We start from the raw sequence: 25,084 nt of genomic DNA on the forward strand, positions 1-25,084 counted from the left end.
AGGATGTCGTCATACAAGACGGTGCTGATCTCGGGGACGTCGACCGGGATCGGCGCCCAGACCGCAGTGGCCGCGGCCGCGGCCGCGGCCGGGTGGCACGTGGTCGCCACCATGCGCGACACCACACGCTCCGGCGCGCTGGCCGCGGCAGCCGAATCCGCCGGCGTCACCGACCGGGTCGAGATCAGGGCGATGGACATCACCGACCCCGCCTCGGTGGCCGCGTGTGTTGCCGGGATCGTGGCCGACCACCCCAGCCTGGACGCGGTGATCAACAACGCCGGATCCGGCCACGTCGGCACTCTGGAACAGGAGACGATCGCGGAGGTCAGGGCCGTCATGGAGGTGAATTTCTTCGGCACTCTCCATGTGACCCGTGAAGCGTTACCACACCTGCGCGCCAGCGGCGGCCGGGTCATCACCGTCACCAGTGTCGGCGGGGTCATCGGGCAGCCGTTCAACGAGGCGTACTGCGCGGCGAAGTTCGCGGTCGAGGGCTTCATGGAATCGCTCGCCCCGGTGGCTGCGATGCTCGGGGTGGCAGTGGTCGTCGTCGAGCCCGGTGCCGTGGCCAGCGAATTCGTCAGCAACGTCGCCATGGATCAGGCTGCGATGACGGAGGCGGCCGGTCCCTACGGCCCGGCCCTTGGCCGATATCTCGAGCGGACGGCCGGCGCCTTCGCCTCGGCTCAGAGCCCGGCGAGCGCGGCTGCGGTGGTGATCTCCGTCCTGACAGACACGAACCCACCCTTCCGGCTGCAGACCTCCGAGGGCGCACGGGCCCTCGTCGCAAACAAACTTGCCGATCTGGACGGCAGCCGGATCACCGGCCTCACTACCACCTGGGTGTCTTGATCACCGAGAGCACGTCGCGAAAATCGGGACTTGACCCTCACACCGTGTGAGGCCCCACCGTAGGAGGCGTCATGTTCACCATCGGAGATTTCGCCGGCCTCGGCAGGGTGTCGATCCGGATGCTGCGTCACTACGACAGCATCGGGGTTCTCAGTCCGGCCGCTGTCGATCCGGTCAACGGCTACCGGCTCTACCACGCCGACCAGCTGTCCCGTCTCAATCGTGTCGTCGCCCTCAAGGACCTCGGGTTCACCCTCGCGCAGGTGCACTCGATCCTCGCGGACGACCTCGGCCCGATCGAGTTGCGCGGCATGCTGCGGATGCGCCAGGCGCAGGTGCAGTCGCAACTCGAGGCCGACCAGGCCCGACTGACCGGAATCCAGGCGAGACTCCACATCATCGAGAGGGAAGGCACCATGAGCACACAGGAAGTGGTCCTCAAGAAGGTCGAGCCGGTCAGACTCGCCGAGATCGCAGCCACCGCCGACAGTTTCCGGACGAGCGACATCGGGCCGGTGATCCAGGGCCTGTATCCGCAGCTGATGCAACACCTCGCGGCCGATCACGTCGCACCCGCCGGATACGGAGTCGCCTACTACGAGGAATCGCCGGACGACACCGTCATCGTCCACGCCGGTGTGGTGGTGAAGGCCGAGCCCGTCGACGACAGGGCCTACCGCATCGGTGATCTCGTCGGTGCCGATGCTGCTGCGACGACCATCCACCACGGCTCCATGGATACCTGCGAGGTCAGCTACCAGGTCCTGGCGCAGTGGATCGACGCAAACGGATACCGCAGCAACGGCTTTGCCCGCGAGGTGTACCTGGACTATGACCCGAATCGCACTGCGGAGGGGATCACCGAGCTTCAGATCCCGGTCGAGAAGGTCTAATATCGAACACATCCCGCCGCCGGGTGGTCCACCGTCCGGCGGCGGGATTCTCCGTTTTCAGGGCTTGTCCGCGTCCCGGGCCTGTCGTCCAAGGGCCCAGTCATCCGAGCGTTCAGGGCCTGTCGTCTAGTGGTCACGGGCATTGCCAGGCTCGTCCGGGTCGCGGATCTCGTCACGGATCCAGCCGATGTAGCGCGCCGCCGACGCCCTCACCGCCTCGGCCGAGCCCATCGCGATCATGCTGCCGTGGAATGCGCCGTAGATCCGGTCGAACGTGAGAAGGCCAATGGTGGAAGCGATCTGGGTGACCAGACGTTCAGGCAGCGGGATCAGGTTCGGGTAGCTGCGCATGAAGGAGACGCTGGCCCGGTCGGCCGCGACCATCAACGTGTCGCCGACCAACAGCACCCCGGCCGCGGCCGCTCCGGCCGGCCAGTTCAGCACCGCACTGCCGGGGAAGTGTCCGCCGCATCTGATCAACTCGACACCGTCGACGATCTCCTGACGGTCGTCCCAGAGCCGGATGACGTCGTCCGGGCGGCGGATCCAGCGATGATCGGCGCGGTTGACGTACACCGGCACCCCGTCGAAGGCCTTGCTCCAGGTGATCGAGCTGCCCACCAGGTGCGGGTGACTGGCGGTGACCGCCGCCACGCCGCCGAGTGCGGTGGCCTCGTCGATCATCTGCTGATCCAGGTAGCCCGGAGGCTCCCAGAGGACGTTGCCGGCGGGGGTGCGGACCAGCAGGCCGCGCTGGCCGATGCCGAATGACGGCGACACCCGCACCGCGAACAGGTCGGGTTCGAGTTCGGTGAACGACCCGGTGAACCTGCCGGCCATCTCCTTCAGGGACGTCCACTGCTGACCACCGGGCGGCACGTAGTGCCGTTCGTCGGAACAGATCGCACACCGTGCCGGCGGTCGCGCCATGTTCGAATGCTCGATCCCGCAGGCCGAGCAGATCCACACCGTCATGGGCTCACCCTGCTGCCCCTGGCTGGGCAGCGCAACCGCATCCGGAATGGCCGTCAGCCGCGGATCGCTACCACCAGCAACCACGTCGCCAGAGCGAGCCCGGCAAGTGCGATCCAGATCTGCAGCTTGTCGGCAGGTACCCGGCGTGCCACCGATGGTCCGACCGCCCCACCGATCAGGAACCCGATCGCGAGCGGCACCACCGCTGCCCACTGTACGGATCCGAACACGATGAAGCCAGCAGCGACCACCACCTCGCCCGCAAGGAGCAGAACGTTCTTGAAGGCGTTGGCACGAGGCAGGTTCTCCTCGACGGTCAGCATCAGCAGAGCGAGCATCATGATCCCCGAACCCGCGCCGAAATAGCCGTTGTGGGCGGCGACCGCGAACAGTCCGACGGGAAGCGCCCTTCGAGGCTGCTCCTCCCGCCGGGTCCGACGCCGAGCTGAGTTTCTGGACCGCAGGAGGAGGACGGCAGAGCCAAGAGCGACGAGGAAGGGCACCACCCATTCGAAGGCCCTTGTCGGCGTGACCAGCAGTAGTGCTGCCCCGGCCGCCGCGCCGATCGCCACGACGACCGACCACCGCAGGAGACGTTGACCCGCCCCTGAAGTTCCGGCCGGGAGGCCGGAGCCGAGCCCACTCCGATGGCCACGGCGGCCACCGAGTTGGCGATGTTCGCCGGAATCGCGGGTATTCCTACGGCGAGCAGGGCCGGATAGGAGATCAGAGGAGCGATTGCACCCGCCGCCCAGGCCGTTCCGGCCAGGGTTCCCGCGCCAACCAGAACCGCGGCCTGTCCGACCTCGCTGAGCACCCGCCGACCCTATCCACCGGCGGCCCGCATCGACCCCGCTGCTTCGAGCCGACGTAGAAAGATGCCATCGCCGGCGACAGGCGGGACCATGGCAGGTCGGACGGTGATGGCGATCATCTGCCTCGACCTCGTCGACGGTCGCGCCGAGGTGGCGTCCGGATCGGCTCCAGTCACAGTGACGCTGCCGTTCCCGCTCACCATCACGCCGTCGGCGCTGATCAACTGACCCAACGCCAGCGCTCCAGCGCCGATCAGACCTCGTAGTCCAGGATCAGCATCCCGTGCTCGACGAGGCCTTGCCCGGCCAGGTCGACCAGAGCGCCGGTGCCCGAACCGTGCACCACCACGGCGTCCATCAGCGTGGGGAAACTGTCACCCATCGAGGCTCGATGCTCCAGCACGAAGGAGCCCTCCAGCCCATTCATCGTCCCGACGATCCGCTCCTGCGCGACGTAGGAGGCGCCGCGCTCCCCGCGGGTGGTCAACGCGTGGCCGGTGGCGCTTCCGACCAGGTCAGGGCCAGTGTAGGTCTTGGCCAGCAGCACGTGGCCGGCATCCGGGCCGCCCTCGACCGGCTCATCGGAGACGCCGTCCCACTTGTCCATCGTGAACGGCGCCTCGATGTGCTTCGTCATGCCCTCAGCATGTCCGCCCCCGGGCACCGCGGCAACCGCGAGGCAACCCGCCCACCGCCCGCGACGTCAACGGTAGGATCCACCCAACCCGCCCCGGCACTGACCTTCCCATCAGCACGCCCCGACCCAGCCCGGCGGCGGCCCAACGGCGAGGAAAGCCACATGACCGGGAACAGCCTGGACCGACACATGCCCTTGTATGCGCAGCGCACCGCTGGCATGCGAGCTTCGGCAGTCCGGTCGCTGTTCGCCGTGGCAAACCGCCCCGAGGTCGTCTCGCTGGCCGGCGGGATGCCGTACCTGCAGTCGCTCCCGCTGGAGAGCGTGGCCGCCGAGGCGTTGCAGCTGATCGCCGGCGACGGGCTGGTCGCGCTCCAGTACGGATCCGGCCAGGGCATCCTCGAACTGCGCGAGCAGATCTGCCAGGTGATGGCGCTCGAGGGCATCAGCGCCCACCCGGACGACGTCACCGTGACCGTCGGGTCCCAGATGGCGCTCGACCTCGTCACCCGCATCTTCTGCGATCCCGGTGACGTCATCCTGGCCGAGGCACCGTCCTACGTCGGCGCGCTGAGCACCTTCGCCTCCTACCAGGCAAGCGTCGTGCACATCGAGATGGACAGCGACGGTCTCATCCCGTCCGCCGTGTCGGCCGCCATCGAATCGGTGCGGGCGCAGGGACGCCGGATCAAGCTGCTCTATACGATCCCCAACTTCCACAACCCCGCCGGCGTGACGATGTCCGCCGAGCGACGGCTCGAACTGGCGGCCATCTGTCGCGACGCCGGGATCCCGATCCTGGAGGACAACCCCTACGGGCTCCTGGGTTTCGACGACAAGATCCGCCGGGCGATCCGCGCCGACGACCCGGACAACGTCATCTACCTCGGCTCGTTCTCCAAGACCTTCGCGCCGGGTCTGCGGGTCGGCTGGGTGCTGGCGCCGCATGCCGTACGGGAGAAGTTGGTGCTGGCCAACGAGAGTGCCACGCTCAACCCGCCGGTCTTCAACCAGATGCTGGTCTCCCGGTACCTTTCCAACTTCGACTGGCAGAGCCAGGTCAAGACCTACCGGCAGACCTACGCCGAGCGACGCGACGCAATGATCTCGGCGCTCGAGACGCACATGCCGCAGGGCACCACCTGGACGCAGCCGGAGGGCGGTTTCTACGTCTGGGTCACGCTTCCGGAGGGTTTCGACACGCAGGCGATGTTGCCGCGCGCCGTCACCGCCCGGGTCGCGTACGTACCCGGAACCGCCTTCTACGCAGACGGTCTCGGATCCCGCCAGATGCGTCTGTCCTTCTGCTTCCCGACCCCGGAGCGGATCACCGAGGGCATCAGGCGGCTGGCCTCGGTGCTGGACAGCGAACTGGACGTGATGCGCACCTTCGGCGCCACCAGCGCCGCGCTGCCCGCCCGCCGCACGAACCGCGGGCCGTCGTCGCCGTCCCCGGACATCTACTAGCGCCCGGACATCTACGAGAGAGATCGGTGTTTCCCCGATGACTGATCGCCATGTGGTGGTGCTGGCCGGCGGACTGACCCACGAGCGCGAGGTGTCGCTGCGTTCAGGTTCCCGGCTCACCGAGGCCCTGCGCCGGCAGGGTCTGGAGGTGACGGTGCGGGACGCCGATGCCGCGCTGCTGCCCTGGCTGCTCCGCGCCAAGCCCGATGCCGCGATCATCGCCCTCCACGGTGGACGCGGCGAGAACGGGGCCGTGCAAGGGGTTCTCGAACTAGCCGGCGTCCCGTACCTCGGCACGCGTTCGCACGACTGCCGCCTTTCCTGGGACAAGCCGACGGCCAAGACCCTCGTGCAGCGCGCCGGCTTCCTCACTCCGAATTGGATCACGTTGGCGCACAACACTTTCCGTGATCTGGGTGCCGCGGCATTGATCGGCGCACTGGTCGAGCACCTCGGCCTGCCGTTGATGCTCAAGCCGCACCAGGGCGGCTCGGCGCTGGGCGCTACCGTCGTCCGCGACGCGTCCGAGATCCCCGGGGCCCTGGTCCAGGCTTTCGCCTACGGCGAGGTCGTCCTGGTCGAGCAGTTCGTCGAGGGCATCGAACTGGCCATCACTGTGGTGGACCAGGGCGAGCGCAGCGACGGGCGAAGTGTCCAGGGCGATCGCAGCGACGGGGCCAGGGGCCGTGGTGACGGCCCACGGGCGCTGCCTGCCGTCGAGATCGTCCCGGAGAGCGGCGTTTTCGATTACGAGTCCCGCTACACCGCGGGCCTGACGACGTACTACACCCCGGCCCGACTCACCCCCGACGTCGCCCAACGTGCGGCCGAGCTGGCCATCGGTGCCCACAGAGCCCTTGGGCTGCAGGATATCTCCCGCACGGACGCCATCGTCGACGGGGGTGGTTTCGTGCAGTTCCTCGAGGTCAACGTCTCCCCCGGCCTGACCGAGACCTCGATGCTGCCGATGTCCGTCGAGGCGGCCGGCGAAGACCTCGGCAGCGTGTACGCCAACCTGGTGGAACGGGCCATCGCCCGAGGCTGACGGGCCTGTTTGTCACCACGTATCCTGGGTACATGCATCAGTGTTGATCCCCCGAACGCCCAGGGCCAAGCGTGCCCCAGTTGAAAAAAGAGGCAGCTCATGCAGTGGTGGGTGTGGTTGATCATCATCATCGTCATCATCCTGGTGATCCTGGGGGCCTTCATCGCCATCCAGGCAAAGCGGCGCAGCGGTGGAGTCATCATCAGCGATCGCAAGAGAGGCAAGAAATGAGCACCCTGGTCAGGGCCAGCGAGCTGGCCCAGCGGATCGTCGTCACCTACGCCGGCGAGGACGTCGCCCAGATCAAGGACGTCGTCTACGCGGCCAACGGCGGACAGATCGGTGCGTTCACGCTGGCCGGGCGCGGCCTGTTCGCCGGGCCACTCAAGGTCGGACTGCCCTGGGCCGCAGTGGTCGGAATCGGCCAGGACGCCGTCATCATCGAATCCGAAGACGTGCTGGTCCCGCTGGCCGAGTTGTTCGACGCCACCGACGGGCCTGTCAGCTCCGGCAAGGCCGACATCCTCAAGTCCGAGGTCCTCACCGACGCAGGCACCGCGCTCGGCCGGGTTTCTGACGTCATCATCGGCATCGGCGACACCCAGGGCGGCCAGGCGGATGTCGTCGGCTACCAGATCGATCCGGCCGAGACCCTCGGTCGCGGCAAGCTGCCGCTCCTGATCCCTTTGCCCGACACCCTGTCGGCCTCGGGTGAGCATCTGATGGTGCCCGCCGCCGCGGCCAACTACCTCTCGGACAACCTGGCCGGTTTCGGCTCGGCCATCGACGCCTTCCGTTCGCAGCTGGGAGGGGCGTCCTGATGTTGTTCTCCGAAGCAGTCGGTCGCAAGGTAGTCAGCACTGGCAATGCGTCCACGGTCGGCCACATCGGTTCGCTGGTCATCGATCCCGCTGTCGGTAAGGTGGTCGCTCTATCGCTCAAGAAGACTCCGGTCACCGGCACTCTGTTGCCCTGGTCGGATATCACGGCCTTCGGGGTGGACGCCGTGACGGTGGCCGGTGAGCACCTGATCGTCGCCGAGGAGGGTCACTTCGCCGAGCTCAACGGCAAGGCCCACACCATCCTGAAGAAGAGGATCCTCACCACCGCCGGCCTGCAGATCGGCATCGTCCGCGACGTCGACTTCGATCCGGCCGATGGCACCATCCTCGGCATCCTGACCGACGACCAGCCGGTCGACGGGCGCAGCCTGCTGGGAGTGGGGTCCTACGCGGTCGTCGTCAAGGTCTGAGTCACCGCGCGTGCCTCCTGGCGGCCATCTGGGAGCCGAGAGTGACGTGTTGGTCCATGCGGCGATCGGCGATCGTCCACAACGTGCGGATTTGTCCTCCATAGTCGGTGGGTAAATCCGCACGTACTGGCCAGTAGCTCGGTGGGGCGGCCGGGCACCCCGGGAGTTGGCGTGGACCATCTGTGCGCTGCGGTCTGTCCAGCGCCGCTGCGTCGATCTCAGCGCCTCGGCAATTGAGCCCCGGGCGAACCGTTGCATCAGCCGTCGGCCGGGTACCGCAGGCTGGCCGGGTCCGGGCGGTAGCCGGGGCGGGTGACGTCCCCACCAGCCCGCTCCCGTTTCTTGTGTGCCAGCCCCGCGAGGGCCTCGAGCACCACGCGGTGGGCGTTGTTCACCGTGGTGTCGGCGTGGTCGTACGGAGGCGAGACCTCCACGACATCCATTCCCACCAAGGGTGTCTCGAGCGCGATCGAGCGCACGGCACGGAGCAGGTCGGCCGGATTCATCCCTCCGGGTTCCGGCGTTCCCGTCCCGGGGGCGAAACCCGGGTCGAGCACGTCGATGTCGACGGACAGGTAGAGCGCGTCGCAGCCGTCGATCGCACGGGCGATGGCGTCCGCGATCACCGGCCGCACGCCCCGGTCCCAGAGTTCGTGCATGAGATGCCACGTCATCTCGTTCTCCTGCATCCAGTCGAACGTCTCCGGCGGCGGCCAGTAACCCCGCAACCCGACCTGGACGAAGTTCCTGCCGCGCACCGCACCCGACTCGATCAGCCGACGCATCGGCGTGCCGTGCGACGCGAGGTTGCCCTCGATGATGTCCGCGGTGTCGGCGTGCGCGTCGAAGTGCAGCAACCCGAGCTTCCCCCAGCCGTGCCTGCGGGCGACCGCCGTCGCCGACGGCCACGTGATCGAGTGGTCTCCCCCGATGACGATCGGCAGTGCGCCCGCGGCCAGCACACCGGCGACCTTCCGCTCGATGTTCCGCAGCGATGGTCCGGTCTGCCCGTGTGGACAGCAGGCATCGCCGTGATCGACGACGTCGAGCCAGTCGTAGAGCTCGATGCCGAGGTCCAGGTGATAGGTACCGGGGTCATAAGCGGTGGAGCGCAGGTACTTCGGGCCGAACCGGGCACCGGCGCGGAACGTGGTGTTGATGTCGAACGGCGCGCCCACGACCACCACGTCCGGTCGACGCGCAGCCAGCGCCGCGACCGTGCCGACCCAGTCCCGGTTCCCGAAGGTCGGCAGTCCGAGATTGTCGTTGATGTCGGCGGTCTCGGCAGGCCCAGCGGCCGGGGGCTGCAATGACCCGGCAGCCGGATGCACCATGCCCTCGAACGCCCAGTCAGGCAACCCGTAGGGCAGGTCGAGGGCCGGGTGGGTGTGATCGTGACCATCACCGCCCGAGAACAGACCATCACGGGGACTCATGATGTTTCGCCGCTCTAGAGGTACGCGTCGACGGCGGGCATCAGGTCGTGGAAGGTGGTGCCGGCGGCCGGGGCACCGATGGCCGTCATCGCCCATCCGCTGCCGGCCCGACCGACCTTTGCCATCACCAGCGCCGTGTGCGGCCCGGAACCGGCCAGGGTGTAGTTGGCCAACGGCTGGTTGGTGATCGAGTCGATCAAAACAGCCGTGGCGTTCTCGATCTGCGAGAAGCTTTCCCCGGAATAGGAATTCACCACGAACACCAGGCCGGTGACCTCTGCGGGCAGCCGCCCGAGGTCGACGGTGATGGTCTCGCCCGCACCGCCCGTACGGTCGTCTCCGGTGTGCACGATCGACCCGTCGCGGCTACCCAGCTGCTGGAACCACACCTGGTCCAGCAGGTGCTTGCCCGAGCCGAAGATCAGGCAGGACGCATCGAGGTCGATGGCCTTCGTCTTCGAGCCGCCGAAGAAGCCCTTCTTCGATGCGGCCGCCCAGCTCAGCGTCATGTGCACCTTGGACAGGCTTCCACCGTCCGACTTGGTCAGCGAAACACTCTGGCCCTTGCTGAGATTGATTGCCATCAGACACCCTTCATTTCCAGCGACAGCATCGGTCGCTGACGGAACCGTCCGGTCGGACCGGACGGTCCGAATACATCGTCGGAACGGGCCTACTTGCGGCCGGGGGTCCAGTTCATGCCCCAGTTGAAGGCCTTGTCGAGGACGGACTGGCCGCCGTTGATGTACTGCACCTCGCGCTGGACCACGAGATCGTTGCCGTGGTTGATCAATTGGGCAACCGCGCAGATCCGGGCGGCCTGGTCGGAGGCATCGAGCCGGACCTCGATCTGCGGTCCGTTGATCGGGCTGAGTGTCACCACCCCGTCGACTGCGGCCCAGTTCGGCGCACCCTCGTAGATCATCGCGAAGATCAGCACCCGCTTGAACCGTCCCGGCTGCTCGAGGTTGATCGACATGTTCTCGCCGCCGGTGACGGAGCCGGTCCGGTCGTCACCGTCGAGCTTGATCCAGGGCGGCTGGTCGAGCGAGCCGAAGGAGTTACCCAGCGCCTGGACCACACCCTTCGACCCGTCCGAGAGTTCGTACAGGCAGCCGAGATCCAGGTCGACCCCACGGGCTGCGGCAACCTGCGCCGCCATCCGCTTGAAGAATCCGCCGGCTTTCTGACCGGAGGGCGCGGCGGCCGCGCCGCCCTGGGACCAGTTGAGGTTGATGCGGATCGTGCCGGTCCCGCCCCCGGACTTGGTGAGCGACACCTGCGGTGAGGCCGCCGTCAGGGTGACCTTCTGCAGCGAGATCGCGCCCGGCTGACGACCCTGCGAGATCGTCGCGGTCGGCTGGTACGACGGAGCATCCGGGGGCGGGTACTGCCCGGCCGCCGGCGGCGGGTACTGACCCGCGGGGGGCGGGTATCCGGGAGCCGATGGGGCGGCCGGCGGCGGCGGGTACTGACCCGCGGGGGGCGGGTATCCGGGAGCCGGTGGGTAACCGGGTGCAGTCGGCGGCGGGTAACCGCCGCCGACTGGCGGGGGATAACTGGGCGCAGCAGGCGGCTGCAGATCGCCCGGCGGTTGATACACCTGCGCCGGAGGCGGCGGGTACGACGACGGCTGGAGGTCGGCGGGCGGCTGGTAGACCTGTGGCCCGGGAGCAACGAGTGGGGCAACAGGCGCAGTCGCCCGCGGCGGACGCTGGTAGACCGGCGCGGCAGGGGTGGGCGGCACAGCAGCGGCCGGCGGAGCAGCCTGTTCTTCCTGCTCCGGCGGCGTGTACCAGGAGGGCGCGCCAGAGCTCGGATTGGTGGCAGCAGCGGGCGGCGATGCCGCGGCCGGCTGCCGGCGTCGGGTGTAGTCGATCGGCATGATCAGCTCCTGTCAGTTGACGGCCGGCAGGACGGATGGATCAGCGGCCGGTGCCCGGAGCGCCCCGTTCTGCTGGCCGCGAGCCGAGGGGACTCGTCATCCAGCAGGGTGGAGCACCCCGGGTCGGGGATTGGATCTTGGGTCAGATGTTGACGCCGAAGTCGCGGGCGATGCCCGCGAGTCCGCTGGCGTAGCCCTGTCCGATGGCACGGAACTTCCACTCCGCACCATTGCGGTAGAGCTCGCCGAACACCATCGCGGTCTCGGTCGATGCGTCCTCGGTGAGGTCGTACCGGGCGAGTTCCACGCTGTCGGCCTGGTTCACCACGCGGATGAAGGCGTTGCGCACCTGGCCGAATGACTGCTGGCGGGCGTCGCCCTCGTAGATCGACACGGCGAAGACCACCGAGCCGATCTCCGGCGGAACGGCCACCAGGTTGACCTTGACCTGCTCGTCGTCGCCATCCCCACCACCGGTGAGGTTGTCACCGAGGTGCTCGATCGAACCGTCGGGCGAGCGCAGGTTGTTGAAGAACACGAAGTACTGATCGTTCTTGATCTTGTGATCTTCACCGAGCCCCAACGCACTGGCGTCAAGATCAAAATCGACACCCGTGGTGGCGCGGGCATCCCAGCCCAGACCGACTGTGACCGCGGTGAGGTTGGGGGCGGCTTTCGTCAGAGAGACGTTTCCACCCTTGGACAGGCTCACACCCATTGCTGACTCCTCCTACGTTCGCCCAGCAGCACACGATCGGCGCTGCCGGTGATGACTACTGCCCCTCGAACGCGCAATGGGCGGTCCGAAGTTCCCGACATGGCCAGGCAATCCGCTGCCTCGCCAGCACGGAACGCTACACGCGCGCCATCAGCGCGACCTGTCGACCAGTCAAAACTCTCGCCGTTGGCGAACCCGCTGTTCGGCGCCAGTTCATCGGCGGCCTCGACACCATCGACAAGACGTTGCCCTGGCACAGATCTCGAGCCCAGAGGCTTGGCCGGCCGGCACCGTCCCGCGGGCAACCCCGGCGTCACGAACGAGTCTCGCCGTAGGATCGGAGCCATGTCCAGGAGTTGGTCGGGACGCCTCTCGAGGCGACCACAGGATCAGGCCGCGCAAGCTGCGCAGGCCGCACAGGACGGTGCGGTGGCGGCCTTCCTCGATCTCGACCGTAGGCAGTCGTATTTGATGGACGCCATCGACGCCCTTGTCGAGACCAGCGCAGTGGCCACCTCCATGACCCGTGAGTGGGAGCCGGTGAAGCAGGAGAGCTTCGCCGCGTCGGCGAAATATCTGGCGGTCGCCGAGTCCCATTCCCTCCTCGATGCCGCCGACCGGCCGACCGGTGTCGATCCGGCTGCTGCGTCGGCTGCCTTCACCGACGCCCACCGAAAGCTTGCCGACGCCGCTGTGGCCGTCGACAAGTTCTACCGCAAGCACTCGAACGAACTGGAGCAGGCCAAGTCGCTCCGTGCCGCGACACCGAAGATCTCCGCCGAGGCGAAAGCTGCTGCGGTGACCGCCGAGGGCAGGCTCACCGCCGCCGAGAAGGACGGCTTCGCCTACCCGAGCGTGATGGATGCGGCCGGTGAATTGATCGACGCTCTTTCCTCCTTGAAGACGGCCGAGACGGTGGGTTCATCGCTCGAGGTCCGTCATGCGGCCGCCGCCGTGCATGCCGCCGCCGAGACGGTCGACTCGAAGATCGCCACCGCCCGCTCGCTCTCCTCGACCGTCCGCGGGTCCCTGAGCAGCGTGAAGACCAGAATCGAAGCCGTCACCACCCGGCTCGGATCGTTGCCCGCCACCCGGTCGGCGTTGCTCCGGGAGTTCTCGTCCGACTGCTCGAAGGACCTCAGCGGGGCTGACGAGCGAGCCCAGCGGGCGTTGGCCCAGGCCCAGGAGGAATGGGCCGCAGCGCGCAAGGCCATCGAAGCCGGCCAACCCGAACCAGCCGCCCACCACCTCACGACCGCTCGTGCCCGACTCACCGCCGCCGAGCATGACGGCGACTCGATGGGCGACCGCCTCCGGCTGCTGCGGCAGACCAAGGCCGATCCGGCCGCCGCTGCCAAGAGCACCCGGTTCAAGCTGCGCGACGGGCAGCTCCTGGTCGTCGACCGCGGGCTGGTGAAGCAGTGGGGCTCGGTGCTGGACGCCCAGTCCGCACGGATCGAGCGCGCCGCCGGCGAGCTCACCGGCACCCACCCCGACTACTGGTCGTACCTGCAAACCCTGGAGTCGGTTGACGTGTTCGTCAAGAACGTCATCGACCGGGTGCGCGGCGAGGCCCGCTAACCCGTGGCAGCTTCGGCGGCATCCGGAAACCCGAACCGGCCGGTTGCCGGACGCCGATCCCCGATCGTGCTTGACAGTGCTGCCACCAGCGGTTGCATGGTTCCACGAACCGGGAACGGGACCGTGCCCGATTCGTGCAGCGGCACCACCGACTCGTGCAACGGCACCACCGACTCGTGCAGCGGCACCACGGAGGACACGCCGACGTACTCAGCGCCCAAACGGGGACGGAGTGGCCCCGGGTCGTACCCGAGGGCCACCCGGACCGCAGCCCACGGCAGGTTCACATCGGCCAGAGCGGTCTGGTAGAGCCCACCCGACGGGCGTGAATTGATCTCGAGCAGGGCCGGCCTGCCCTCGTACGAACGGAACTGGACGTTCACCAGCCCGTCGAGCTCGAAGTGTTCGACCAACTCGGCGGCCAGCGACGGCAGCACCGGGTCGCCGCCAATGACCCGTTTGCGACCGGACTTGCTCCGCGGCACCGCGACCAGCGTCCGGCCGGCCGAGGCCAGCACGTCGACGCTGGTTTCCGGTCCGTCCAGATACGGCATGACGACCAGCGCCGGGATGTTCGCGGCATTGGCCAACGCCTGCCGGACGACCGACACCGCCGTCATCGGGTTGACCGGGCCGAGCAGTGACTCCAGGCTCGGTGCGCTGCGGGTCAGGAAACGGACGCCGTCCGCACCGACACCCGACGCCGGCTTCAGGATGAGCGGACGATGACTCGTCCACGTGTACTCGAGGTCGGCTACGGCCGCGTCGAATTCGGTCAGTGAATGCACCACGCGCCACGGTGGGACGAGTTCGTTGCCGCCGAGCGAGAGGTAGGTCTCCGCCTTGTCGGCGAGCGTGTCGATGGCCCAGGCCGGCGGACAGATCAGCGAGGTGCCGATGGCGTTGAATTCGTCGGCGCGGTGAGCGATCTGCGACTGCCCTGCCACGGGCAGCAACACGTCGATGTCGTGCAGGGCACAAAGATGCAGCATCTGGTCGACGAAGTCCGGATCGGTGACGAGCGGCTCACGCAAACGATGGTCACAACCACTGAGCATCGGTGACGAGAGGTCGGCGTGGGAGCCGTAGAGCTCAACCGGAATCCCATCGGGGTTGTGCCGCAACATGTTCAACACGTGAAGAGTCGTCGCGTAATTGCGGTTGAGCCAGATCCGGACTGATTCCACCTATGCTCCTGGCGCTGGCGTTGGGGGTGTGGTTCCTCCTAGCTTAACGGTAGATGAACTCTCCGCCAGACCCCTGTTCGGGCGCCCCCCGAGGCGTCATTCTTTGCAGCGGCATGACTCAGGCGTAATTCACCCGTTCGAGCGCGGCGGACTGTTGCAGGGCCGTTCCGCAGTCTTCGGAACCGCGAAAAATCTGCCCAGAGGTAGGGCACACTGTCTGCACAGGACACCGCCTCCGGCGAGGCGGGCACGACGCTGGTACGGCCGCGGAGTCGCAGGCTGATGTGTGGCCCGAAGCCCACGGAGCTCGCCCCGCCGTTGCACGAAACTTATTGTGATGCAATGTTTTTCATCGATTTGCAACCGCAACATGACCGGCTTCGCGCCGACGACGGGAAGGGTGCGTACGTGCGTCACTTCGATCACCTCACCCAGACCGTGCGCGACGAATTGTTCGCCGTGAGCCCCGGGGAGTTCGACAGGTCGAGTCCTCGCACCGTGCTCGCCAACGCACTTGGCGCCACCCTCTACGTCCCGGGAGTCCGCGACGATTTGGTGCGGGCCATCACCCGCCGCGCGGCCGAAGGTGTCCGGTCGGTGGTCATCGACCTGGAGGACGCGGTCGCGGACCGCTATGTCGACCAGGCCCTGGAGAACGTCGTCAAGGCTCTCGTCGATCTCAGCGGAGTTCCCCAGCAGACGATGTTGTTCGTGAGAGTCCGTACGCCCGAACACATCCGACAGATCATCGACGGGATCGGTGAGGTGAATTGCGCCCTCAACGGATTCGTACTACCGAAATTCACCGCCTCGACCGGTGCCAGATTCCTCGGTGAGATCCTGAGCGGATCCGAAAGGGTAGGGACGCGACTTTTTGCCATGCCGGTGATCGAGACTCCCGACGTGCTCTATCGGGAAACACGCGACGACGCGCTGTCCGCGGTGCGCGATCTTCTCGGTCAGTACCGAGACATCGTGCTGGCAGTTCGATTCGGTGCCACCGACCTCTGCGGGCTCTTCGGCATCCGACGTGATCGCGACCTGACGATCTATCACGTCGGCGTCGTCGCGGAATTGATTTCCGAAGTCGTCAATCATCTCGGCCGGGCCGACGGAACGGGATATACGATTACCGGTCCGGTGTGGGAATACTTCGCGGGCCACGAAAGGCTTTTCCGTCCCCAATTACGGTCGACACCCTTCGAGGACCGTGACGCGCGATCGTTCCGTCACGAGCTGGTCTCCAAGGACTTCGACGGTCTGATCAGGGAGATCGTGCTCGACCGCGCGAACGGGCTGACCGGAAAGACCGTCATCCACCCCTCGCACGTGGCTGCGGTGCACGCCCTGTCGGTGGTCCCGCACGAGGAGTTCAGCGACGCTGCGGACATCCTGGAAGTGGGGATATCCGGCGACGCGGGGGTCAGAGCGTCGGGCTACCGGAACAAGATGAACGAGATGCGCCCCCACCGCCGCTGGGCCGAGCGCGTGCAGGACCGCGCCCGGGTCTTCGGCGTGGCCAACCCGGAGGTCTCGCACGTCGACATCCTCACCGCGTTGCTGGACCGATGAGTGTGACGTCGCGGCGGGATCTGGGTGCCTGGGTCACCGAGCAGTTCGGCGTCGCCCTGCAGACGGTCTCGTCGCCCGTCGGTCTGCAGATCAGCGAGCTGGTCGGACTGGCGCTGCGACGCAATCCGCGACGCGCGCACCTGCTGGTGTCCACCGTCCTTGGCAAGCACGTCCCGGTCGATCCGAACCTCGTCATCGCCACCGGCCGGCTCCTCGGTGAGCTGGTCGACCGGACGCTGACCGACGTCGACAGGGGCGAATTGGATGGGCTCGACGGCGGTGGACGGCCCGCCGACGCTCGTGTCACCGTGCCACCGCAGCCGGACTGGGCCGATCTGGCGCAGCAGGCGATCAACGGGGGAGACAGCCTGCCGCTGATCGCCGGCCTCGACGGTGTGCTGATCGGCCGGGCGGTCACCCCGGTGGTCGTGCTCGGCTTCGCCGAGACCGCCACCAGCCTCGGGCATCTGGTCGCCGACCAGCTGCGGGCCAACTGCTACCTGCACTCCACGCGCCGGCCCGTGCCCGGCGTCGAGGTGGCCGGCACCTTCGAGGAAGGCCATTCCCACGCGACCAGTCACCTGCTCCTGCCGGTGCCGAGCTCGCTCCTTGACTCGGACGGAACCCTGGTCCTGGTCGACGACGAGCTGTCCACCGGCCGGACGGCCATGGGCACCATCACCGAGGCACACGGCCGTCGGCCCCGGGCTCGGTACGTGCTGGCCAGCCTGATCGATCTACGCAGCTCCGAGGACGAGGCGCTGATGCAGGCCCTGGCGACCGACCTCGGCTGCCGCATCGACGTGGTTTCCCTGGTCCGGGGGTCCGTCGATCTGCCGGAAGGCCTGATCGATGCGGTGACCCGCCGCCTTGCCGAGCTGGGTGCCAGCTCGGGGCCTGCCCTCGGGCTGCCGTCCGGAGGCCCGTCCGGAGTGTCGACTGTGCCCGGATCCGCCTCTTACGGCGTCAATGGCAACGGCCACTTCGCGCCCGTCGAGCGCGTGATCGTCCCATGGCCCGCCGAAGTGCCCGACGGTGGGCGTCATGGTTTCACCGCCGCCGACCAGGACGCTTTCGAAGCGGCCCTCACCGCAGCATCGGTGACCCTGGCTGCGGTGGTGCGCACCCGGCTCGCCGAGGCCGACGGCGGTCATCAGGTGGTGGTGGTCGGTACCGAGGAGCTGATGTATCTGCCGCTGCGTCTGGCCCAGCACCTGAGCCACGACGCCTCACTCCGGGTCGGCTTCCAGTCGACGACCCGGTCACCCGTGCTATCGGTTGACGATGCCGGATACCCGATCCGACGCCAGATCAGCTTCTCCGACGCCGAGGGCGAGCTGGATGTGCCTCGGTTCCTCTACAACACGCACGCCCGCGCGAACGTCGACGGCGAGATGACGGATCCGGACCTGGTAGTGGTGGTGTCCGACGCCGCCGCCGACACCGCGGAGTTGCGGGGCGCCGGTGGCCCGATCGCGGCTCTTCGCGCCGCCGGCCTGAGAGTCGAGTTGGTCATCCTCGGCCCGGTCGATCCGGTGCAGTTGGCAGCGGCCCGCGCCGCCCTGCCTCACCTGGACCTGCCACTGCCCGAGCCCTTGGTCGGACCGAGCTTCGGCTCCTACGCACCCGCGGAAGTCCGTTGGCTGCTGACGGACCTGTCCGACATCGACCTCGAGGGTGAGGTCGCCGACCGCGAGGCGGCCATCCAGGCCGGTACCGCGCACTACGCGGAATCCTTGCCGGTCGAATTCCAACCGGACGAACGGTACAAGGAATTATTCAATGACGTCCTTTCTCATTCTGCCGAACGGTTGGCCACCGCTGTCGGCCGGGTGACGGAGTTGGTGCTGCGAGAACGGGGACACGATGTCGTCCTGGCCTCGCTCGCGCGGGCGGGTACACCGATCGGGATATTAATGCGCCGGTGGGCCGCATTGCACTACGGAATTGATCTCCCGCACTACGCTCTCTCCATCGTCCGCGGGCACGGGATCGATCCGATTGCCCTCCAATATCTTGCGGCACACCATGACTCGCGCAAGGTTGTCTTCGTCGACGGATGGACCGGAAAGGGTGCCATCACCAAGGAACTGACCGCAGCGCTCGACGACGTCAGGATCAGCGAGGGTCTGAATTTCAACGACGACCTGGCGGTCCTCGCCGACCCAGGCTATTGCGTGCGCACTTTCGGCACTCGAGATGACTTTCTCATTGCCTCGGCCTGCCTTAATTCAACCGTTTCCGGATTGGTTTCCAGGACGGTCCTGAACGACGCGTATCTTGGACCCGGACAATTCCATGGCGCGAAGTTCTACTCGGAACTGGCGAACGGCGATGTCTCGAACGTGCTGCTCGACACGGTCGCCGCGGCGTTCCCCGCGGTGGTCGACGAGGTGATGGCCGGAATCGACGAGTTGGCCCATTCCGATCGCGCGCCCACCTTCGCCGGCTGGGCCGCCATCGAGTCGATTCGTGCCGAGTACAACATCGAGTCGGTCAATTTCGTGAAACCAGGTGTGGGTGAGACCACTCGGGTGCTGCTCCGGCGGGTTCCGTGGCGGATCCTGGTGAGAGAGGCCGATCATCCTGACCACGCACACCTGCGATTGCTCGCCGAGCAGCGTGATGTGCCGGTCGATGTGCGCCCGGACCTGCCCTATTCATGTGTCGGACTGATCCGGCGCATGTCCGAAGCTGAACCAGGAGAAGGCTGACCGCCCAATGACATCTGCTCGAACAGACGGAGCGACCGAGAACGCCGCACCAGGGGGAACGTCAGGTTCGGTCTCCGGCGCGACGATGGTGGCCAGTGACCTGGACCGGACGCTGATCTACTCGCCGTCTGCCCTGCAGTTGCCGATGGAAGACGAGTTGGTGCCCAACCTGGTGTCCGTCGAGGTGCTCGAGGGACGCCCCCACTCATTCATGACCATGGCCGCGAGTCGCCGGCTCGCTGAACTGGCTCGCCAGGTGATATTTGTACCGACCACCACGCGAACCATGGCGCAGTACCTGCGCGTCCGTTTTCCGGGGGTCGCGCCACGCTACGCCATCACCAGCAACGGCGGGAACATTCTGGTCGACGGGGTGCCGGACACCAACTGGCACCGGGCCACGGAGTCGGCAATTGCCGAGTGCGGCGCTACGCTGGCCCAGGTCCGGCACGAGTTGAAGGCCCGGAGCCAGGATGACTGGGCGATCAAGCGCCGGGTCGGTGACGACCTGTTCTGCTACATCGTCGTCGAGCCGTCGAAACTTCCCGATGATTTCGTCGAGTCCTGGACGCAGTGGTGCGAGGACCGCGGGTGGCGAGTGTCGGTTCAGGGACGCAAGATCTATTCCATCCCGCTTCCGCTCACCAAGGAACGGGCAATGCTGGCCGTCGCCCGTCGTGCCGGAGCCGGGCGGGTGTTTGCTGCGGGCGACGGAGCGCTCGACGCCGGTTTCCTCGCAGCCGCCGATGCCGGGATCCGGCCACCGCACGGTGAGCTCGCTGCCGTCAACTGGCATCACCCGACGGTGGAGATCGCTCCCCGTCCCGGTGTGCTCGCCGGCGACGACATGCTGGCCTGGTTCGGTGCACGGGCCGGCTTGGCTGTTCCCTCGGACCGCGTCCTGCTCAGCGCCACGAGCTAGCGGTTCAGCCTTCGTGGTGTGGGTGGCCGGTGAGTCGGGGTGGGTGACCTGTGCCCGACCAGGGCAATTCGTCGTAGCGGGTAGTTGTAGCCTCAAGGCGAGAATCGTTGTGCTGCAGCGTTTTCGGTCGCCTTGTTCAACACGGATGGCCCCGTCGTCACCCGATACGTCACCGTGACAGATCGCCGGTGGGGACCCCGCTACCGTTTTCGGAGATCGGTTTCGAAGATCTTCGCTCCTGGACCCGCGGTGGACTGACGACCGGCCCCTTCGCGGGCGAATGGCATTCGTCAGCCGTCTTCCGAATCTCTCGGGTGTCCGCCATTCCGGCGCTTTTCCAGGGCTGCTGGAGCCATGATTCCGATGATTCTTTCCAGATCTGCGACGGTGGCGAATTCGACGATCACTCGCCCCTTCTGACGGCCCAACTCCACCCGGACCCGCGTGTCGAAGGTGTCCGACAGGCTCGACGCCAGTGCGGTAAGGCTCGGCATCACCAGCTTCTTGGGAGTCGCTCGCTTCGGCTTGGTGGTGCGGCCGGCCATCAGGACGACCGCCTCCTCGGTGCCGCGGACGGACAGGCCCGCGGCGACGACCCGCGTCGCCAACTCCTCCTGCTCCTCTGGAAGTTCGAGAGACAGGAGGGCACGAGCGTGGCCGGCTGACAGCACACCGGCAGCGACCCGTCGCTGTACCGGAACCGGCAGGCGCAGCAGTCGGATCGTGTTGGAGATGACGGGACGGCTCCTCCCGATCCGCTTGGCCAGTTCTTCCTGAGTGACGTCGAATTCCTCGAGCAGCTGCTGGTACGCGGCGGCTTCTTCGAGTGGGTTGAGGTTGGCCCGGTGAATGTTCTCCAACAGTGCGTCGCGAAGCAGGTCCGCATCCTCTGTGCGACGGATGATCGCCGGGATGGTGCTGAGACCGGCTCGTTGCGCCGCGCGCCACCGCCGCTCCCCCATCACCAATTCGTACCCGTCGGCTACCTGACGAACGACGATCGGCTGCAGCAGACCGAACTCGCGGATAGAGTACTCCAGCTCGGCAAGAGCGTCCTCGTCGAAGACCGTCCGCGGGTTCCTCGGGTTCGGCCGGATCCGGTCGATCGGTACCTCCTCGTACCGCGGACCATCGGGATCCGTCGTCGGCTCGGCGGGCACCGGTGCCTGCTGAGCAGCCGGGCCCACCGACAACTCGTCACTGGTGGTGGACGACCGATCCTTCTCGGTGCCGGCCATCGTGGAGTCGGTCGCCGTCGAGGTGCTGGGAGATTCGGCGCTGTCAGCACCAGCAGCGGGCTGCTCCGGCTCCGCGTCGTCTCCCGGTCGCGGTGGGTGATCCACCCGGCCCGATCCCCCGAGGAAAACGTCGGACACCACGTTGGTCTGCGGTCCCGTCGGGATCAAGGCAGCCAGCCCGCGACCTAGTCCACCCTTGGGTTTGCTCATGATGACTCCTTCGCGCCGCGTGCGGCGATTTCTCGTGCGGCATCCAAGTAGCTCATCGCTCCGCGTGAGCCGGGGTCGTACGTCATCACCGACTGACTGAACCCGGGTGCTTCAGAGACCTTCACCGACCGGGGAATCACGGAGGCGAGCACCTTCGGGCCGAAGTGCTTGCGCACCTCGTTGGCGACCTGGTCGGCCAGCTTGGTGCGGCCGTCGTACATCGTCAGCAGAATCGTCGAGACGTCCAGCGTTGGATTCAGATGCTGTTTGACGAGATCGATGTTGCGCAGCAACTGACCCAGCCCTTCCAGCGCGTAGTACTCGCACTGGATCGGGATCAGTACCTCGCGGGTAGCGACCATGGCGTTGACGGTCAGCAAACCGAGCGACGGCGGGCAGTCGATGAAGACGTAATCGAACTCGGCCTCGACTCCGTCGATCGCCTTCTTCAGTCGAGTTTCGCGTTCTGCCATCGTGACGAGTTCGATCTCCGCGCCGGCCAGGTCGATTGTTGCCGGGATGACACCCAAGCGGGGTGCGTCCGGGCACGTCTGGATTGCCTCGGCGGCGGTGTACTCACCGAGCAGTACCTCGTAGATGGAGGGTGTCCCCGCAGTGCGATCAACAGCGAGAGCTGTACTCGCGTTGCCCTGAGGATCGAGATCGATGACCAGCACGTGCAGGCCGGCCAGCGCCAGCGCGACGGCGATGTTGACGGTGGTGGTGGTCTTCCCGACGCCGCCTTTCTGGTTCGCCACGCTGAATACACGGCGTTTACGGGGCCGCGGCATGGTCAGTTCACCGCTGCGCATCTCGACCGCCTGCCTGGCGGCGCGCCCGATGGGGGTGTCGTCGATGTCCTCTGTTTCACGTGAAACATCGGTCTCGAAGCCCACTCGACCTCCTGGGATCGTGTCCGTTCGCGAGTTGCTCGCAACAGATCTGAAGGACGACTCAGGCCGAGCCGATCCGTGATGAGGGTACGGGAGTCAGTATGGAACGACGGACCGACGATCCCAGGGACCTGTCCACATGACCGCACGATGGTCGGCGCGTTGTCCACAGTGGCCGCGTGCGTCTGAGCCCGCGATGCGAACAGGAACGAGCCTCTGCCTGACACGGTGCGTCGGCGTGCAACCAACCCCCGCGATGTGAATCGGAACGAGCCACCGTCCGGCCGGACGCGCCAGGGTGCACCCAAGTGCACAAGTCGACGAGAAGATATCCACCCTCCAGCCTGGCGCCGGTGATCACCGAAATGCACGATGCCAACAATGCGAGCCACCCCCCCCAACCCCGACGCGCGGGCATGCACCCAAACGCAGGGTGTGAATCGGAGCGGGCCACCGCCTGGCCAGACGCGCCAGGGTGCACCCAAGTGCACGATGCGAACAGAAGCAAGCTGCCTCCGGCCTGGGGCGCCGGCGTGACCACCGAAGTGCATGATGTGAACAGAAGCGAGCCACTCTCCGCCCGGACTCGCCGACCAGGACACGGCCGACTAGGCACATCACTGGGGGGCCAACCTCGGGACCGACTCGCGCGCGCGATTCCCTACTGCCGGCTCTTGCCTATCCGCGACGATGAGCCGGTCGGCGACGCGTTTGATTGCGGCCACCGATCGGCGACGGGCCCTCTCTCTGCTGACGTGGAAAACGGGCTGTAGTCCGCTGGAGGCCGAAACCGTTCGGCGCCTTCGTTCGTACCGAACCGTGAAACTCATACGCTCATCGATCAAGGTTTGTGCAGCTGCCTCGTCTCGACTCCTCTGATGGCGCCTCCTCTCGAAGGCTTTTGGCTCCGGAACCGCGGCCCGGGGCTCTCGCATCAAACTCAGCCTCGACGACTAGCCCCGCATTGTGACGGGATATGTGGTGGGTGATGGGACCTTCTCTTGATCGCCCCCCGGAACCCACCCTCCGCCCATGCTTGGCTGTTGCCCACTCGTCGCCAACGCAAACCCAGCCGGTCGTACCACTTGGCCTCCGCCGCAGCAGCGCGTCAGTGGACCACAAGGACCAACCTTCGGGCTCGTTCAACTGGCTCTGGATCACGCCTCCTGGCAAGCCTAACAACAACAGCCTCCGACCCAGATGTTTCACGTGAAACATCTGGCCGGCTACCTTGTCCCCGTGATCGTTGCCAGCTCTCGGTGTCAGGGACATCGAACGCGCTTGCGCATCTCTCGCAGCGGGCATGCTCATCCTGCTCGGCGGTGGTGCGGCGATCCCCTCGATCGTCTCGATCCGTCAGGAGCGTTGCGGTCCCTTCCGCCACTTCGATCCCTCCGACCACTTCCAGCCCTGCGGCGGCATCCACATCTCTAGACGAACATGAACGTCACAGCGGATTGAACCTCGTCGTCGACGCTCGTCCCGGCTGCCTCGGAGGTCGGGTTTGAGAAGGCTTGCTCGCCGGCCCCTTGACCCCTCCTGGTGGTGAGGTGCGTCTTCATATCAGACGGCCGCCACGAGAAGGGCACGGTCGTCGAACGATACTGATGACGGCTGGGGCTTCTCCATCGATACGCGACGTCATCCGCCAAGAGCGTGGCGAAGCAAGCCGCAATTGCCGCCACCGACCCGACAGTTGATCCTTCGTAGCGTGCAGTCCTAGCCAAGGTTGATGAGCGTGGACATCGTTCCCTCGTCCGCTCGCAAACCTGCGCCGGCCGACCGAACCTCATGAACGGATGAATCAGCCCTCAGCCGCGTGACTTCAGTACCCAGGCCCCATGGCAGCAGACGCGACATTCAGGCCACAGTCGGTTCGATTTTGGAGTACCTGTCAGACCGCTTGAATCATTGGGGTAGACGGTGTGGACCTGGACGACAGTCCAGTCGTGATCGTATGGGCAGGTGCTTCCGCCAGCCCGCGTCTGCGGTCCGAATGTCACTGCTGTCGGTTGCAGCCGTTCACGAGAGAGGTGTCGCCAACAACCCGTGGCGGCCGAGCGGCTCCGCCGCACGGTCGAGCAACCAAGGATTTGGCGATGTTTCACGTGAAACATCGCTCAGCTGGGTCCCGGGATCTTCCACCGGGATAAGCGATCGCTGCATGCTCTCCACTGTGAACAGGACGCCTGGCCTACGGGCGTGCGATGGCGCTACCCTCAGTCGCGCATATGAGCAGACCTGCGAACTGGACTGCCAGCCGCAGTTCCCAACGAGTTTTCCCCCAGCATCGGGTTGGCTGTGGCCTGCGACAACCGCCGGCTTGAGGGCAACCCCAGTCCCGGCTGGGCCTGATGAACCGAGAACTGGACACCGAGACTCCTGACAAGACCCTGGCACGCCAGGACGAGGCTGCAAAGGTCATCGCCGGCGGCGGTAGGGGGACGGCCGCGTCATTGCCGAACACCTCTCCCCCATCGGCCGAATGATCACCATCGGTTGATCTGCTGACCGAGGGTCGAATCACCCGACTATGGTCTCCGAGGCGGCACCGCACTCCTCGCGATCGTAAAGAAATGATCCGCCAGCAGCGGTCCGATACCTATCCGTTGGCCGCCGCCACGGCCGAACTGGCGGATCGGACGAGTCTTCATCAGGTCGCGATCTCGGCCCTTGCCCTCCAGTTCGACGTCGGGGTCGGGATTGGGTTCGGCTCCCACCTGAGCACGCGCAGGCCAGGCGATCAGCACTATGCCCTCTGCCTCGCGAGACGGGCCGAGCCCAGGATC

At 66.6% G+C, this 25,084-nt stretch carries 24 protein-coding genes; 14 read left to right on the forward strand and 10 right to left on the reverse strand.

Annotated features, from left to right (window positions below):
* Positions 1 to 3: 3 nt before the first annotated feature.
* Together ABIB25_RS25130 and ABIB25_RS25135 are read left to right on the forward strand one after the other, a co-directional pair.
* Complete coding sequence (locus ABIB25_RS25130) at positions 4 to 855, forward strand: SDR family NAD(P)-dependent oxidoreductase (protein WP_354531272.1); 852 nt, start codon at positions 4 to 6, stop codon at positions 853 to 855.
* Positions 856 to 926: 71 nt separating this feature from the next.
* Entirely contained in the window at positions 927 to 1,748 is an 822-nt protein-coding gene (locus ABIB25_RS25135) for a MerR family transcriptional regulator (RefSeq protein ID WP_354531273.1), read from the forward strand.
* Positions 1,749 to 1,874: 126 nt separating this feature from the next.
* Here the strand turns inward: ABIB25_RS25135 and ABIB25_RS25140 are convergent, their stop codons facing one another.
* The gene (locus ABIB25_RS25140) at positions 1,875 to 2,723 is read right to left on the reverse strand and encodes an MBL fold metallo-hydrolase (RefSeq protein WP_354531274.1); all 849 of its coding nucleotides are present in this window, start codon (positions 2,721 to 2,723) and stop codon (positions 1,875 to 1,877) included.
* A 53-nt stretch (positions 2,724 to 2,776) separates the two neighbouring features.
* Positions 2,777 to 3,295 carry a sulfite exporter TauE/SafE family protein gene (locus ABIB25_RS25145; RefSeq protein ID WP_354531275.1) on the reverse strand — a complete coding sequence of 173 codons (519 nt, stop codon included), beginning with the start codon at positions 3,293 to 3,295 and terminating at the stop codon, positions 2,777 to 2,779.
* A 333-nt stretch (positions 3,296 to 3,628) separates the two neighbouring features.
* Here ABIB25_RS25145 and ABIB25_RS25150 point away from each other — a divergent pair, with 333 nt between their 5' ends.
* Positions 3,629 to 3,766 (forward strand): hypothetical protein, encoded by a 138-nt coding sequence (locus ABIB25_RS25150; RefSeq protein ID WP_354531276.1) that lies wholly within the window; start codon positions 3,629 to 3,631, stop codon positions 3,764 to 3,766.
* Between the two features lie 25 nt (positions 3,767 to 3,791).
* Here ABIB25_RS25150 and ABIB25_RS25155 read toward each other — a convergent pair whose 3' ends face one another.
* Positions 3,792 to 4,175, reverse strand: coding sequence for a DUF3224 domain-containing protein (locus ABIB25_RS25155; protein ID WP_354531277.1), 384 nt, complete (start codon positions 4,173 to 4,175; stop codon positions 3,792 to 3,794).
* Between the two features lie 162 nt (positions 4,176 to 4,337).
* On the opposite strand from ABIB25_RS25155, the gene ABIB25_RS25160 reads away from it, so the two are divergent.
* From ABIB25_RS25160 to ABIB25_RS25180, 5 genes are all read left to right on the forward strand, one after another.
* Positions 4,338 to 5,642: an aminotransferase-like domain-containing protein gene (locus ABIB25_RS25160; protein ID WP_354531278.1), complete on the forward strand. Its 1,305-nt coding sequence runs from the start codon at positions 4,338 to 4,340 to the stop codon at positions 5,640 to 5,642.
* Positions 5,643 to 5,679: 37 nt separating this feature from the next.
* Complete coding sequence (locus tag ABIB25_RS25165) at positions 5,680 to 6,687, forward strand: D-alanine--D-alanine ligase family protein (RefSeq protein WP_354531279.1); 1,008 nt, start codon at positions 5,680 to 5,682, stop codon at positions 6,685 to 6,687.
* Between the two features lie 99 nt (positions 6,688 to 6,786).
* Positions 6,787 to 6,918: a hypothetical protein gene (locus ABIB25_RS25170; RefSeq protein WP_354531280.1), complete on the forward strand. Its 132-nt coding sequence runs from the start codon at positions 6,787 to 6,789 to the stop codon at positions 6,916 to 6,918.
* A complete protein-coding gene (locus tag ABIB25_RS25175) occupies positions 6,915 to 7,508 on the forward strand; it encodes a PRC-barrel domain-containing protein (protein ID WP_354531281.1) in 594 nt (197 codons plus the stop codon). The genes ABIB25_RS25170 and ABIB25_RS25175 overlap by 4 nt, the downstream gene beginning before the upstream one ends.
* Positions 7,508 to 7,939 (forward strand): PRC-barrel domain-containing protein, encoded by a 432-nt coding sequence (locus tag ABIB25_RS25180; RefSeq protein ID WP_354531282.1) that lies wholly within the window; start codon positions 7,508 to 7,510, stop codon positions 7,937 to 7,939. Before ABIB25_RS25175 ends, ABIB25_RS25180 begins: the two co-directional genes overlap by 1 nt.
* Positions 7,940 to 8,196: 257 nt before the next feature.
* Here ABIB25_RS25180 and speB read toward each other — a convergent pair whose 3' ends face one another.
* The 4 genes from speB to ABIB25_RS25200 all read right to left on the reverse strand — a co-directional run bounded on the left by speB (position 8,197) and on the right by ABIB25_RS25200 (position 11,978).
* Complete coding sequence (gene speB / locus ABIB25_RS25185) at positions 8,197 to 9,375, reverse strand: agmatinase (RefSeq protein ID WP_354531283.1); 1,179 nt, start codon at positions 9,373 to 9,375, stop codon at positions 8,197 to 8,199.
* Positions 9,376 to 9,389: 14 nt separating this feature from the next.
* Positions 9,390 to 9,959: a TerD family protein gene (locus ABIB25_RS25190; protein ID WP_354531284.1), complete on the reverse strand. Its 570-nt coding sequence runs from the start codon at positions 9,957 to 9,959 to the stop codon at positions 9,390 to 9,392.
* Positions 9,960 to 10,048: 89 nt separating this feature from the next.
* On the reverse strand, positions 10,049 to 10,723 hold the full coding sequence (locus tag ABIB25_RS25195) for a TerD family protein (RefSeq protein ID WP_354531313.1): 675 nt from the start codon (positions 10,721 to 10,723) through the stop codon (positions 10,049 to 10,051).
* 679 nt (positions 10,724 to 11,402) lie between these two features.
* The gene (locus ABIB25_RS25200) at positions 11,403 to 11,978 is read right to left on the reverse strand and encodes a TerD family protein (RefSeq protein ID WP_354531285.1); all 576 of its coding nucleotides are present in this window, start codon (positions 11,976 to 11,978) and stop codon (positions 11,403 to 11,405) included.
* 345 nt (positions 11,979 to 12,323) lie between these two features.
* On the opposite strand from ABIB25_RS25200, the gene ABIB25_RS25205 reads away from it, so the two are divergent.
* Entirely contained in the window at positions 12,324 to 13,559 is a 1,236-nt protein-coding gene (locus tag ABIB25_RS25205) for a hypothetical protein (protein ID WP_354531286.1), read from the forward strand.
* On the opposite strand, the gene ABIB25_RS25210 is transcribed toward ABIB25_RS25205, so the two are convergent.
* Positions 13,556 to 14,746, reverse strand: a complete 1,191-nt coding sequence (locus ABIB25_RS25210) for an ATP-grasp domain-containing protein (RefSeq protein ID WP_354531287.1) — start codon at positions 14,744 to 14,746, stop codon at positions 13,556 to 13,558. The two genes, ABIB25_RS25205 and ABIB25_RS25210, sit on opposite strands and share 4 nt — an antisense overlap.
* A 408-nt stretch (positions 14,747 to 15,154) precedes the next feature.
* On the opposite strand from ABIB25_RS25210, the gene ABIB25_RS25215 reads away from it, so the two are divergent.
* From ABIB25_RS25215 to ABIB25_RS25225, 3 genes are read left to right on the forward strand one after another with little or no spacing between them, the layout of a single operon-like run.
* The gene (locus ABIB25_RS25215; protein ID WP_502919901.1) at positions 15,155 to 16,318 is read left to right on the forward strand and encodes an HpcH/HpaI aldolase/citrate lyase family protein; all 1,164 of its coding nucleotides are present in this window, start codon (positions 15,155 to 15,157) and stop codon (positions 16,316 to 16,318) included.
* Positions 16,315 to 19,032 (forward strand): phosphoribosyltransferase, encoded by a 2,718-nt coding sequence (locus tag ABIB25_RS25220; RefSeq protein ID WP_354531289.1) that lies wholly within the window; start codon positions 16,315 to 16,317, stop codon positions 19,030 to 19,032. The genes ABIB25_RS25215 and ABIB25_RS25220 overlap by 4 nt, the downstream gene beginning before the upstream one ends.
* 7 nt (positions 19,033 to 19,039) lie before the next feature.
* The gene (locus ABIB25_RS25225; RefSeq protein ID WP_354531290.1) at positions 19,040 to 19,954 is read left to right on the forward strand and encodes an HAD family hydrolase; all 915 of its coding nucleotides are present in this window, start codon (positions 19,040 to 19,042) and stop codon (positions 19,952 to 19,954) included.
* 290 nt (positions 19,955 to 20,244) lie between these two features.
* On the opposite strand, the gene ABIB25_RS25230 is transcribed toward ABIB25_RS25225, so the two are convergent.
* Positions 20,245 to 21,402: a ParB/RepB/Spo0J family partition protein gene (locus ABIB25_RS25230; RefSeq protein WP_354531291.1), complete on the reverse strand. Its 1,158-nt coding sequence runs from the start codon at positions 21,400 to 21,402 to the stop codon at positions 20,245 to 20,247.
* Positions 21,399 to 22,214 carry a ParA family protein gene (locus ABIB25_RS25235; protein WP_354531314.1) on the reverse strand — a complete coding sequence of 272 codons (816 nt, stop codon included), beginning with the start codon at positions 22,212 to 22,214 and terminating at the stop codon, positions 21,399 to 21,401. Before ABIB25_RS25235 ends, ABIB25_RS25230 begins: the two co-directional genes overlap by 4 nt.
* 1,384 nt (positions 22,215 to 23,598) lie before the next feature.
* Between ABIB25_RS25235 and ABIB25_RS25240 the strand changes: the two genes are divergently transcribed.
* Together ABIB25_RS25240 and ABIB25_RS25245 are read left to right on the forward strand one after the other, a co-directional pair.
* Positions 23,599 to 23,739 (forward strand): hypothetical protein, encoded by a 141-nt coding sequence (locus tag ABIB25_RS25240; RefSeq protein WP_354531292.1) that lies wholly within the window; start codon positions 23,599 to 23,601, stop codon positions 23,737 to 23,739.
* Between the two features lie 910 nt (positions 23,740 to 24,649).
* Entirely contained in the window at positions 24,650 to 24,784 is a 135-nt protein-coding gene (locus ABIB25_RS25245) for a hypothetical protein (protein WP_354531293.1), read from the forward strand.
* Positions 24,785 to 25,084 lie beyond the last annotated feature (300 nt).

Source organism: Nakamurella sp. UYEF19, assembly GCF_040546275.1.
GTDB lineage: Bacteria > Actinomycetota > Actinomycetes > Mycobacteriales > Nakamurellaceae > Nakamurella.